Below are 12,445 nucleotides of genomic sequence, written 5' to 3'. Positions count from 1 at the left end.
CGGTCGGACACACGACGGTAACGGTCGGCCTCGCCAAGAAATTCAAGGTGCTCGACCACACCAGGAGGCATTGTGAGCAGCGATCGGGACGAGATCCGCACGGGCGGAACCACACCCGGCGATGATCGGTCCGACGCGGAGCCCGAGCACACCGGCGAGTTCACCATCGACTACAGCACGCCTTCCTGGTACGCGCAGGACGCCGCGTCGTCCGCTGCCTCGTCGAGTGGCTCCGCCGGTTTCCCGGGGGGTACGGGGAACGCGGGGGCCGGTGCGGACGCGGCGGGTGCGGGCGCCGGTTCGGGCTCCGGCCCGGGTGCGGGTGCGGGTTCGCCCGTGTACGGCGGTGTGACGCTGCCTCCGCCGCCCACGGGCAGTCCGGTCGCCATGCCCACCGGGCTCACGGATCCGAGCAGTTCCCAGCCGACGTGGTCGCCGCCCGCCGTGCCGGCTTCTGACGGCAGCGGCTCCCCGGACACGGACGACGCCTCGGGTACCGCGGGGGACGAAACGGACGCCGATCTGTCTTCGGGCGCATCCGAGGTGTCCGGAGAGGCCGAGGCCGAAGAGGCCGATGGCGGTTCCTCGTCCGGGGGTGACTCGTCCGGCGCGGATGACGCGGACTTCTGGCTCGCTGCCGCATCCCCTGAGCGCGGTGCGGACGATGAGGAGACCGGCGAGGAGCGCTCCTCGAACGCCGCCGACCTGGACAGTGGTGACGATGACGGCAGCACGTCCGAGAGCGAGCGCGACGGTGAGCGCCTCGTGGACGACGCGGACGGCAAGGACAGCAGCGGCAAGGACGACGACGTACGGGACGCGGGGGCCGAGGACGGCGACGCGGCGGTCAGCGCCTCCGGCGACAGCGACAGCGACAGCGACGATGACAGTGCGGCGGCGGGCGACCGTGTGCCTGTCTCGGCCGATGCCGCCGACGACGACACCTCCGAGCCCGAGCCGTTGAGCGCGGACTCCTTCTCCTTCGGCACCGCCGAAGGAGAAGGCGACAGCGAGAACGGCGACCTCGTCAGCAGGTCCACTATGCGCTTCTCGTCGTCGGCCCTGCGCCGCGAGATCCAGGAGCGCGCGGCGGCCGCCGCCGAGTCGGAGGCCGAGCCCGCGGCCGCGGACACGCCCGCGTCCACGTCCACGCCCACGTCCGCCGACGGCACGTTGCGCAGCGAGGGCACGATGCAGTTCTCCAGCGCCGCGCTGCGCAGGAAGGTCGCCGACGCCGGGGCGTCGGAGCCCTCGACTCCGCCCGGCGCCACCGCCGTACCCGCCGTACCCGCCGAACCGCAGGACACTCCGCCGCCGCTCTACGCGTCCGCCGACAAGCCCGCCCAGCCGTGGACGCCGCCGCCGGTGCCCCAGGACGGACTGCCGCCACTGCCGCCGGACTTCGAGCCCGCCACACCCACCGCCCCGCCCGCCGCCTCGGCCTCCGCTTCGGACGCGTCGGGAACATCGGTGACGTCGGGTATGTCGGATGCCTCCGCCGCGCCCGGTACGCCGCCCGTGTCGTCCACCCCCTGGTCGACCGGCGCGGCTCCGTCCGGCGCGAGCGGTCCGTTCCCGCAGCAGACCGCCGCCTGGCCGCCGCCGGTGCCCGGTACGCAGGGGCAGCCCGCCCCGGCAGCGGCACCTGCTCCGGCGCCTGGCCCCGCGGCCGCCACCGGGCCCGCCGCGGGTCCGGCCGCCGGCCAGTCCGGCGGCGGCTACGGCTTCCCGCAGCCCGAGCCCCGGGACGCCGTTCCGCCGCACGCCCAGAGCGGTTACGGCTACCCGCGCCCCGAACCCGCGGACGCCGTTCCGGCCCCGGCCGCGCAGAACCCGTCGGCCGCGCCCGGCGATGCCGTCCCGGCGGCCCCCAACTCCGCCGTCCCGCAGGGCGGTTACGGCTTCCCGCAGCCCGGCGTCGCCGGCCAGGCGGCCGCTCCCGCCCCCGCCCCTTCCCCTGTCGTGCCCGGCCCCCAGCAGGGTGCCGCGCCCCAGGCCGGATACGGCTATCCCCAGCCGGGCGCGGGCGCCGCCATCCCCGCTCAGCAGCCCCCGCACGCCCAGCCCGCCCAGCAGGCCGTGCCGGGTCAGCAGGTCACGCCGGGGCAGCAGATCGCGCCAGGTCAGCCGGCACCGCAAACTCCGCAGGCCCCGCAGGCCCCGCACGCCGCCCAGGCTCCGCACGCCCCGCAGGCCCCGCACGCTCCGCACGCCGCCCAGGCTCCGCACGCGCAGCCCGCCGACGCGCAGCCCGGTGTCCCCGTCGGGCAGGCTCCGGGCCAGCCCGGTCCGGCGGCGGCCGGCGCCCCGGCCGGGCCGGACGCGTCGGCCGGTCAGGACGGTTACGGCTACCCGCGGCCGTCCGACGCGGCCCGGCCCGACGACGCGTACAGCGCCGCCGCGGCCGGCCCCGCGGACCCGCGCACCGCCGACCCGCGCACCGGCGGCTGGCCCACCGTCTCGCCCGAGCAGCGGCAGCAGCGCGGGCACGGCGCGGGCGCCCCGCTCGGGTACACCGCGGCCGTGGAGCTGTCCTCCGACCGCCTGCTCCGCAACAAGCCGAAGCCCAAGAAGAACAACGCCCCGGGCGGTTCCCGCTTCAAGATCGGCGGCAAGAAGGAGGAGGCCGAGCGGCAGCGCAAGCTGGAGCTGATCCGTACGCCGGTGCTGTCCTGCTACCGCATCGCCGTGATCAGCCTCAAGGGCGGCGTCGGTAAGACGACCACGACCACCGCGCTGGGCGCGACCCTCGCCACCGAGCGCCAGGACAAGGTCATCGCGATCGACGCCAACCCGGACGCGGGCACGCTCGGCCGCCGGGTGCGGCGCGAGACCGGGGCGACCATCCGCGACCTGGTGACGGCGATCCCGTACCTCAACAGCTACATGGACATCCGGCGGTTCACCTCGCAGGCGCCGTCCGGTCTGGAGATCCTCGCCAACGACGTGGACCCCGCGGTCTCCACGACCTTCAACGACGAGGACTACCGCCGCGTCATCGACGTACTCGGCAAGCAGTACCCGATCATCCTCACCGACTCGGGTACGGGCCTGCTCTACAGCGCCATGCGCGGCGTCCTCGACCTCGCCGACCAGCTCATCATCATCTCCACGCCCTCGGTGGACGGTGCGAGCAGCGCGAGCACCACGCTCGACTGGCTCTCCGCGCACGGCTACGCCGACCTCGTCTCGCGCAGCATCACGGTGATCTCCGGAGTCCGCGAGACCGGGAAGATGATCAAGGTCGAGGACATCGTGTCCCACTTCGAGACCCGCTGCCGCGGGGTCGTCGTCGTGCCGTTCGACGAGCACCTGTCGGCGGGCGCGGAAGTGGACCTGGACATGATGCGGCCGAAGACGCGCGAGGCGTACTTCAACCTCTCCGCCATGGTCGCCGAGGACTTCACCCGCGCCCAGCAGGCGCAGGGGCTGTGGACCGGGGACGGCAGCTCCCAACCGCCGCCGCACCTGGCCCCGCCGATGCCGGGTCAGCAGCAGCCGGGCGCGTACGTGCCGCAGCAGGGGCAGCCGGGACAGCCGGTTCCGCCGGCACAGCCCGGGGCGTACGCCCACCCCGGGCAGCCCGGCCAGGCGCTGCAGCCCGGTCAGCCCATACAGCCCGGCCAGTATCCGCAGCAGGGGCAGCCCGGTGGCGCGTACGCCCCGCCGGGAGCCCAGCAGTTCGCAGCCGGGCAGCCGGGCCAGCCCGCCCCGGCCGGTCACCCCGGTCAGCAGCCTCCGCAGCAGGGGTACGTCCCGCAGGGCCAGCCGCAACCCGGCGCCCCGCACGCGGCCTGGCCGCAGCAGGCCCAGCCGGGCGGCGTGGCGGCCCCCGCCCCGGGGCAGCCGTACGCGCCCCAGCCGGGGCAGGCGTGGCAGCAGCAGCCCCAGCCGGGACAGCCGGGCCACCAGGTCGCGCCGGGCCAGCCCGGACAGCCCTTCCCGCCTGGTCAGCAGCCGCAGCCCGGCCAGCCGGGGGCCCCGGGTGCCGACGGCGGCCAGTAGCCGCCCGCACCGCCGCAGCAGCAGCGGTAGCCGCGAAGCGCGGGAATCACATAAGGGGAGAGGCCCCGGGCATGGTGCCCGGGGCCTCTCCCCTTTGCCTTGCGTTCCGCAGGTCGCTGACGTTCCTCGGGTCCTCAGGTCCGCAGCGCGTCGCTGTCCCGCTCGTTCTCTGCCGTGTACTCCTCGACCAGGTCGGCGGCCCGCTTCACATCGATCGCCATGCGCTCCAGCAGCGCCTCGATCGAGTCGAACTTCTCCTGCCCGCGCAGATAGGCGAGGAAGTCGACCGCGACATGCAGCCCGTACAGATCCAGCCCCACGCGGTCGATGGCGTACGCCTCGACGGTCCGCTCCGTGCCGTTGAACTGGGGGTTCGTGCCGACCGAGATCGCCGCGGGCATCTTCTCGCCAGCTGCGGTCAGCCACCCGGCGTACACGCCGTCGGCCGGGATCGCGGTGTGCGGCAGCGTCTCGACGTTGGCGGTCGGATAGCCCAGCTCCCGTCCGCGCTGCGCGCCGCGCACGACGACGCCCTCGACGCGGTGCGGCCGCCCCAGGACCTCCATCGCGCCCGCGACATCGCCCTCCGCGACCAGCCGGCGGGTGAGCGTGGAGGAGAACGGCTCGCCGCCGCCCGCCGTACCACGCTCGTACAGATCGATGACCTCGACCTCGTAGTCGTAGGTGCGGCCCAGTTCTTCGAGGAAGGCGACGTTGCCGGCGGCCCGGTGCCCGAAGCGGAAGTTCGGGCCTTCGACGACCAGGCGCGCGTGCAGCTTGTCGACGAGCACCTTCACCACGAAGTCAGCCGGTGTGAGCTGGGAGAACTCGGTGGTGAACGGCAGGATGAGGACCGCGTCCACGCCCAGTTCCGCCATCAGTTCCGCGCGGCGGTGGTGCGGGGCGAGCAGCGGCGGGTGGCTGCCGGGCCGTACCACTTCGCTCGGGTGCGGATCAAAGGTGACCACCACCGCCGGTACGCCGAGCTCGCGCGCCCGCGCCACCGTACGGCCGATGATCAGCTGGTGCCCGCGGTGCACCCCGTCGTAGGAGCCGATGGTGACGACGCTGCGTCCCCAGTCCTCGGGGATGTCCTCCAAGCCACGCCAGCGCTGCACTGTGCCCGCTCCTCGCCCGAACCGAACCTTTGTCTGTCGACTTCGCAGGTCTAAGACTGCCATGCCCGCGCTCCGGGACCCGCATCGGCCAGCCACGCCCAGCCCATGCCACGGGCATCTCGCGGGCCCGCCCCGGGTCATGTGGCGCGTATCACGCGCCGAGCTCGCACGTATCACTCGCCGAGCCGGCACGTATCACTCGCCGAGCGCCTCGCACTCCCGGCGCGCGCCCGGCCCCACGACCGCCGCCCAGCGCTCCGGCGCCGACTCCAGCCAGCCGCGCACCAGGCACGCGAAGCCCGGCACCTCGCGCGCGAGGTGCACCACCCGCCGGTCGAAGCGCGCCGCGCCCTCCGGCGTACGGATCAGCAGCGTGCCGGTACGGTGCACGAGGTTTCGGGAGCGCGCCTCGCCGCGCCAGGCCGTGCCCTCGGCGACCGCGCACAGCAACGCGTCCAGCAGCGCGGCGTTGCCGCAGCCGCCGGAGGGACGGTCGCCCTCCGGCAACAGCACCTGGAGCAGCTCGTCCAGCAACTCCTCCCGCAGCGGACGCGAGGCGCGGCTCCCCGCGCGGCCAGCACGGGCACGAGCGCCTGCCGCATCTCCGGCGAGCCGCCCCGCAGCAGGTCCACGACGAGCGGAAAGAGGACCGCCCGCGCGCAGGGGCCCTGTTCCAGCCGGCGGTCGACGAACGCGGCCACGTACGGCGCGCTCTCCGGCCGGCGTCGGGCCAGTTCCCGCACCAGTACGGCGGCGCGGCCCGCGAGCGCCGGGGCGGTGAAGTCGGCGAGCGTACGGAGCACGTCGCGCACCACCTCGCCCGGCTCACCCGCGTCACCCGCCTCGCCCGGCTGGCCCGGCTGGCCCGGCTGGCGCGACTCGCTCGGCCTGCTGGGCCCGTCCGGCTCGATCAGCCGTTCCCGGAAGGCCGCGAAGACCAGTTCCGGGTGGGTCTCCAGGGCCACCGCGAGGGCGTGCGGCGGCAGATGCGGATCACCGTGGGAGAAGCGCGCCACCGCCTGCGGCAGATACCGGGAACGGGTCGCGGGGTCGCGCACCAGCAGCGCGAGCGCCGCCCCGCGCGGGGCGCGGTCGCCCGGCCGGGCGAGGAGCGCGAGCGCGGCCTGGCGCAGCAGCAGCCGGTCGGCCTCCGTACGCGCCCAGGTCGCGACGAGTGGCCCGTACGACGCTGCCGCCGCATGGCGCTCCGTCCGCTCGTCGCGCGCCCACCGCTCGACGGCCCGGCAGACGGCGGACGGCTCCTCCTCGGCGAGGGTGACGAGCAGTTCGTGCGCGCGGGGGTGGGCGGTGTCGGCGAGCGCTTCCACGAGATCGTCGGCGGCCCGGCGGCGGTGGGTGTACAGCAGAGCCTGCGCGGCGGCCGCGACGGTGGGCCGCGGATCTCCCGGGCTCAGGGGTACGGACACGGCCAGCGGCCGTTCGTCGGTGAACCAACGGCACAGCAGCGGCTGTACGGCGCGGGGCTCGGCGGCCAGCAGCGATGCGGCGGCGGTCAGGAAGCGGTCGGGCGCCGCGCGGAGGGGAGCGGGAGGACGGGCGGGGGCGGGGGCTGGAGCGGTGGCGGGAGCGGGAGCGGTGGCGGGGGCGGGGGCCGGACCGTCGGCGGGAACGAGGCGGCGCAACAGGTCGAGGCGGTCGGCGGCACTCAGCGGCAGCCGCGACCAGAACCAGGGCCCGAACTCCCCGAAGGCGCCGATTCCCCGATCGGGACCGGGTTCGCGGGCGCCAGCGGCTGCGCGGTCGGACCCGGCTTCATGGGCGGCACCAGTCGTAGGGGCGGCGACCGCCGGGGGTGCCGCGCCATCGGCCGTACGCGGGCGCTCCGCCCACGCCGCGGGCCGCACCGAGGCCGGTGGCCGCACCACCATCGGGCGCTCGGCCCGGTCGGCGCCGCGGAACGGATCGGCGGGGGCCCCGGATCCGGCGGCGCGGAGGCCGTCGTACCCCGGGTCCCGACCGGACCCGGCCCTGAGCACCGTACGCAGCACGATCCGCTCGGCGAGCGCCTTGAGCACGTCCAGGTAAGGACCGGCGTCCGGCACCAGCAGCAGCACCTCGCTCAGCAAGCGTGCCGCCCACCACTCCGCGTCGGCCTCTCCGTCGGCGGCACCCGGAGACGGAGCATCGGAATCGGCGCCCTGGGTGGCGGAGGAGGCCGCGGAGGCGTCGGCGAAGGAGTCCAGGGCATCCAGCAAGTGCCGGAGCCGGTCGGCCAGTTCGGCGTGTTCGCGGCGCCGGTCGAGGAGGAGCAGAGCGTGCAGTACCGGCCCGATCCGGTGGCGGGGCACCGGCTCCGGGCGCGCGCCGAGGGCCGGTGCCACCTCACCGCTGCCGGGCGGGGGCCCGTACACCGCGCCCGGCTCGTGCGCCGCGCCCGGCGCGTACAACGGGCCCCGCCCGTACGACGCGCCCGGCTCGTACGACGAGGTACGCCGACGGTGGACCAGCGCGTGCAGGGCCGCGTCGACATCGACGTGGACGCCTTGGAGCCAGTCCCCGAACTCCTCGTACGCGAAGCGGTACCCGTCGCCCGCGGGCAGCATCAGCCCTTCGTCCAAGACGGCCGGCGCCCAGCCCGTACGCGGCGGAAAGAGCTCCTCGAAGGACGCACGGTCCAGCGCCCCCTGACCGGGCTCCAGGCAGCGGCGCGCGGCCTCGTGTACGCGACCTGACACCTGCGCCGCCAGTCGGCGCACGGCCGTGCCGCCCCGCTGGGGCCCGGCGGGGGCGAGGCGCTCCGCCACGCGCAGGCATACGAGGTCGAGATAGGCGGCGAAGATCTCCCACCGGTCGGGCGGTGCGGCGCGATCCGCTCCCGACACCGGGCGGGACATGCCAGGCGCCGGGAACGCGGCGTACACCTCGGCGGCGAGACGAAGGGCGAGCGGATGGCGGGCGTCCGCAGCGGCGACGGCCTCGGAGGGAAGGCCGTAGCGTACCCGGACGAGTTCCGCCTGGCGGGGCGAGAGAACGCCGAGGCGCAGGCAGTCGGGCAGCGGGCGGGCCGGCGCGCCGCGCGGGATGGCGGTGGCCGCACGCCGCGGGCGGTAGAGCGTCCCCTCCGGGAAGAGTGAGCCCGCCCGCTCCCAGTGTTCGGGCCGGCAGGCGAGGACGAGCCGGGCGCCGGCCGCGCGCAGCCACGAGGCGGTGTCCGCGGCCCACTCGGCCAGCCGGTCGGCGAGCGGCGGGGGCATCTCCTCGAGGCTGTCGAGAAGGACGAGCAGGGGGCGGCCCGCAGCGCGCGCCAGTTCGGCGACCGCTTCCAGGCGCGTCTCCGACGCGTCGCCGACGATGACAGCAGCCGCGCCGTCAGCGGGGGCGGCGGCAGACGCGGCGGGCTCGGCGGGCGTAGTTGACGCGGCGGATGCGTCGGCAGCCAAAGCAGACGCGGCTGACCTGGCAGGGGTCGCAGGGGCGGCAGACGCAGCTGACGCGGCGCATGCAGCGGAGACGGCAGACGCAGCTGACGCGACGGACGGGGCAGACGCAGTGGATGCGGCCGACGCGGCGGACGCGGCGACGGTACAGGCGGCCGAGCGCAGGGCGCGCTCGACCGCGTCGCGGACGCCGGCGTCGTCCGCCCTCAGGTCGGCGCCCCGCAGCCACACCGTGGGCGCGGGGGCGGGGCCGCGCGCGCGGCGGGCGGCGAGGGCCGCCAGCTCCGTCGTACGGCCCGAACCCGGATCACCGACCAGGCCGAGCACGACGGCTTCCCCGCCCGCACCCGGCGTCCCCCTGCGGCCCCGTCCCCGGTCGTGCCTGGGCCTCTGGTGCCCGTGTCGGCGCGCCGCCCGGGGGCACCCCCCAGCGGCCGCGCTGGGGGAGGGATCCGGGCGAGGGCCGCGGCGCCTGCGGCCGAGGCGCTCCCCTGGCCCTCCCCCGCCGCGCCGTACCGGGGCTTCTCCCGAAACGGGGGCTCTTCCAGGCCGCCCCCGACGTCCGGCTCCCGCCACGCGGGGGGCGCCGCCCCAGCCCCCGAGGCTCCCGAAGCCCCCGAGACGGGGCCTCTCGTTAAAGGAAGGCGCGCGCCAAGGGCGGGCTCCGACGGCCACGCAACAGGCCCGCCCGGGCCCCCGTCGTCTCGGGTTCGGAAGGCGCTTCCGGCGCCGCCCCGGGGCTGGTCCCCGGCGTGGAACGCGACCGCTGCCGTCACCCCGGTGCCGGTGCCGGTCCCGGTCTCCAGAGGCCGGACACCGCCTACGGTCGCCCGTACGGCCGCCGGAGCCCTGCTCCCGCCGACGGGCTCGCCACCGCCCTCTTCCAGGCACGCGGCACCGGACCGGGACACGGCTCCGGCCCCGGCTCCCGCTCCCCGCCCAGGCTCGGCCGCCGCAACCTCTGCCACGACCGCCGTCCCCGCCCCGGCCGCGACCGCCGTCCCTGGCCCTGCCGAACCCCCTGCCCCTGCCCCTGCCCCTCCCCCGCCGTGAAGCGGGCGAATTCGTCGCTGATCTCCGACCGTTCGACGGGGCCGCCCCCCGCCTCAGCGCACCCCGACCCGGAATCGACGCCCCCAGGTGCGGACATCGCCGTGATCCGCAGCGCGCCCGCCAGGTTCAGGTCGGGCCCGTACGCGGGCACGGTCGCGGCGTTGCGGTCGAGGAGCGCCGCGAGGGGGCCGCCCGGGTCCGCCGCGGCCGCGGTCCGCAGGGGGATGGCGAAGCCGCCCGCCCGGCCACTCGGCGGGGCCGCGAAGTGGAACTGCGTCGCGTGCACGGCCGTGGCCAGGACGGCGACGACCGCGCCGGTCCGCGCGTCGAGGACCGGGGCGCCCGCCGCGTCTCCCCCCAGCCCGAGCCGTTCCCCGTCCGCGAGGGCCAGCTCCCACGCCGTGCCGATCCGATGGAAGCGGTCGGTGGCGGCGTACGTCACCGAGGTGCCGCCGACGACGCTCGCGTCCCGCCACTCCCCGGCCCGAAGCCGCACGGCGGTCCCCGGCGCCAGTGTGTCGGCCGCGGCGACGGCGAGTGGCGGCACGCCCAGCCCCTCGGTCCGTACGAAGGCGAGGTCCGCCTCCGGCAGCGCGGTGACCGCGTCGGCCTCGACGAGGCGGGTCACCCCGGTGGGCGCCACGAGGACGAGCCGGGCCAGCCCGTCCACGGCCTCATGGCTCGTGACCAAGGTGCCCTGGTCGTCGGCGAGGAACCCCGTACCGCGGGGTCTCCCGGCCAGATCGCGGACGTACACCAGCGCCCCGTCCGTACCGGCCGGTCGCGTCCCCATCCCCCGCACCCGCCTCTCGCGCCGCTCACCGCTCACCGCTCGCACTCGCACTCTCAGGGCCACTCGCACCCTTGTGCGTGTGGCCCGTGCTTCGACGGTAAGCAGCAGTCGATCAACGGGACAGGGCACCCGGGGAACACGCCCCCTCGCACCCCCGGGGTTCGCTCCGAGCGCCTAGCCGATGGGGTGAATCACCGGCCATGCGGGGATAAAAGCACCGCCGCCGGACAGCGACGTGGGGCGGGCGGCGCACCCGCTCCCACGCCGCCCGCCCCACGTTTCGCGATCGGCTACGCGAACACCGCCAGGCACTTCGCCTTGCCGCCCTGCGCCTCGACGAGGGCGAGGAAGCGGCCGTCCGGTGCGAAGGCCGCGAACGGCCCCACAGCGCTCTCGGACACGGCCGCCGGAACGCGGATCCGTACGCCGTTGCTCAGCAGGCGGGCCTGCTCCTCGTCCACGTCCCAGCGCGGGAACGCGGCCGCCGCGGCCTCGGCGATCGGCATCACCCGCAACGACTCCTGCAACTGCGGCAGCGTACGGGCCGCGTCCAGGCTGTAGGGGCCCACCCGCGTCCGCCGCAGCGCGGTCAGGTGGCCACCGACCCCGAGCGCGCTCCCGAGATCGCGCGCCAGCGCCCGGATGTACGTCCCCGAAGAGCACACGACCGTCACGTCGAGGTCGAGGACGGTGGTGCCGTCCGCCGCCTTCGTCACACGGTGGTCGTGCAGCACGAAGGACGAGACGGTCACCGGGCGGGCGGGCAGCTCGAAGTCCTCGCCCTCCCGCGCCCGCTTGTACGACCGCTTCCCGTCGATCTTGATGGCGCTGACCTTCGACGGCACCTGCTGGATGTCGCCGGTCAGGGCGGCGATGCCGTCCCGGACGGCGCCCAGCTCCACCGCCCCCGCGTCCACGGACCCGGTGACCTCGCCCTCGGCGTCGTCCGTCACGGTCGTCTGACCGAGCCGGATCGTCGCCTGGTACTCCTTCTCGGTGAGCGCCAGGTGCCCGAGCAGCCGGGTCGCCTTCTCCACACCGAGGACGAGCACGCCGGTCGCCATCGGGTCCAGCGTGCCCGCGTGCCCGACCCGGCGGGTCCGGGCGATGCCGCGCATCTTGGCGACGACATCGTGGGAAGTGAAGCCGGACGGCTTGTCGACGATGACAAGACCGTCCGGCCCCGTTGCGTTGCGCTTCATTCCGCGGCTTCGTCCTCGTCGCCCGGCTTGCGGTACGGGTCGGCCTCGCCCGCGTACGTGGCGCCCGAGGACGCCTCACGCACCTTGGCGTCCGAGGCCCGCGCCTTGGTCAGCAGGTCGTCGATGGTCCGGGCGTTCTCCGGCAGGGCGTCGGCCACGAAGGTGAGCGTCGGGGTGAACTTCACCCCGGCGGCCCGGCCGACCTCGGAGCGCAGGATGCCCTTGGCGCTCTCCAGCCCGGCGGCCGCGCTGGCCCGCTCCTCGTCGTCGCCGTAGACCGTGTAGAAGACGGTCGCCTCCCGCAGGTCGCCGGTGACCCGGGTGTCCGTGATGGTCACGTGCGAACCGAGCCGCGGGTCCTTGATGCCGCGCTGCAACTTCTGGGCGACCACCTCCCGGATGAGGTCCGCCAGCCTCTTCGCCCGCGCATTGTCGGCCACTGGTCCGTCTCCTTCTTGTCTTCCACTGTCTTTTCCTGGCTGGGTCCGGGGGCCCGCGGCGGCGCCGCTGATGTCACAGCCCCCAGGTCAGCACAGTCGGCGCCCCGACGACCGTGGTCAGTCGTCATGATCGCCGTGGAACCGCCGTCGCACCGACAGCAGCTCCACCTCCGGCCGTGCGGCGACGAAGCGCTCGCAGCGGTCCAGTACGTCTCTGATGTGCTCCGTGTCCCCGGACACCACCGCCAGACCGATCCTGGTCCTGCGGTAGAGGTCCTGGTCGCCGACCTCCGCCACGCTCACCGCGTACTTGCGCTGGAGCTCGGCGACGATGGGGCGGACGACGGAGCGCTTCTCCTTCAGCGACCGTACGTCGCCGAGGAGGATGTCGAAGGACAGCGTCCCTACATACATGTGTGGACGGGTAAAGCCACCC

The 12,445-nt window shown here is 75.4% G+C and carries 7 protein-coding genes and 1 pseudogene; 1 reads left to right on the top strand and 7 read right to left on the bottom strand.

All coding sequences use genetic code 11. The annotated features are described in order from the left end of the window. Positions 1–72 precede the first annotated feature (72 nt). A complete protein-coding gene (locus Q3Y56_RS26080) occupies positions 73–4,005 on the top strand; it encodes an SCO5717 family growth-regulating ATPase (RefSeq protein WP_304464249.1) in 3,933 nt (1,310 codons plus the stop codon). Between the two features lie 134 nt (positions 4,006–4,139). On the opposite strand, the gene Q3Y56_RS26075 is transcribed toward Q3Y56_RS26080, so the two are convergent. From Q3Y56_RS26075 to Q3Y56_RS26050, 7 genes and pseudogenes are all read right to left on the bottom strand, one after another. Continuing rightward, positions 4,140–5,123 (bottom strand): bifunctional riboflavin kinase/FAD synthetase, encoded by a 984-nt coding sequence (locus Q3Y56_RS26075; RefSeq protein WP_304464248.1) that lies wholly within the window; start codon positions 5,121–5,123, stop codon positions 4,140–4,142. 195 nt (positions 5,124–5,318) lie between these two features. After that, complete coding sequence (locus Q3Y56_RS33595; RefSeq protein ID WP_369696802.1) at positions 5,319–5,513, bottom strand: hypothetical protein; 195 nt, start codon at positions 5,511–5,513, stop codon at positions 5,319–5,321. Next, a pseudogene (locus Q3Y56_RS26070) lies at positions 5,489–8,851 on the bottom strand (hypothetical protein); the annotation flags it as partial. The gene Q3Y56_RS33595 and the pseudogene Q3Y56_RS26070, both read right to left, overlap by 25 nt. A gap of 490 nt (positions 8,852–9,341) precedes the next feature. After that, a complete protein-coding gene (locus tag Q3Y56_RS26065) occupies positions 9,342–10,367 on the bottom strand; it encodes a trypsin-like peptidase domain-containing protein (RefSeq protein WP_369696801.1) in 1,026 nt (341 codons plus the stop codon). Between the two features lie 290 nt (positions 10,368–10,657). Then, entirely contained in the window at positions 10,658–11,569 is a 912-nt protein-coding gene (truB, locus tag Q3Y56_RS26060) for a tRNA pseudouridine(55) synthase TruB (RefSeq protein WP_304464247.1), read from the bottom strand. Next, positions 11,566–12,009 (bottom strand): 30S ribosome-binding factor RbfA, encoded by a 444-nt coding sequence (gene rbfA / locus Q3Y56_RS26055; protein ID WP_304464246.1) that lies wholly within the window; start codon positions 12,007–12,009, stop codon positions 11,566–11,568. The genes truB and rbfA overlap by 4 nt, the downstream gene beginning before the upstream one ends. 117 nt (positions 12,010–12,126) lie before the next feature. Continuing rightward, positions 12,127–12,423, bottom strand: coding sequence for a DUF503 domain-containing protein (locus Q3Y56_RS26050; RefSeq protein WP_304464245.1), 297 nt, complete (start codon positions 12,421–12,423; stop codon positions 12,127–12,129). Positions 12,424–12,445 lie beyond the last annotated feature (22 nt).

Source organism: Streptomyces sp. XD-27 (genome assembly GCF_030553055.1).
GTDB lineage: Bacteria > Actinomycetota > Actinomycetes > Streptomycetales > Streptomycetaceae > Streptomyces.
The sequence above is the reverse complement of the archived record's forward strand: the minus strand, read 5'-3'. Positions and strand labels throughout refer to the sequence as shown.

Bases quoted from the DNA above. Each gene is read 5' to 3' on its own strand.
- Q3Y56_RS26065 (WP_369696801.1), bottom strand. From the start codon at position 10,367: ATGGGGACGCGACCGGCCGGTACGGACGGGGCGCTGGTGTACGTCCGC.
- truB (WP_304464247.1), bottom strand. From the start codon at position 11,569: ATGAAGCGCAACGCAACGGGGCCGGACGGTCTTGTCATCGTCGACAAG.
- Q3Y56_RS26050 (WP_304464245.1), bottom strand. From the start codon at position 12,423: ATGTATGTAGGGACGCTGTCCTTCGACATCCTCCTCGGCGACGTACGG.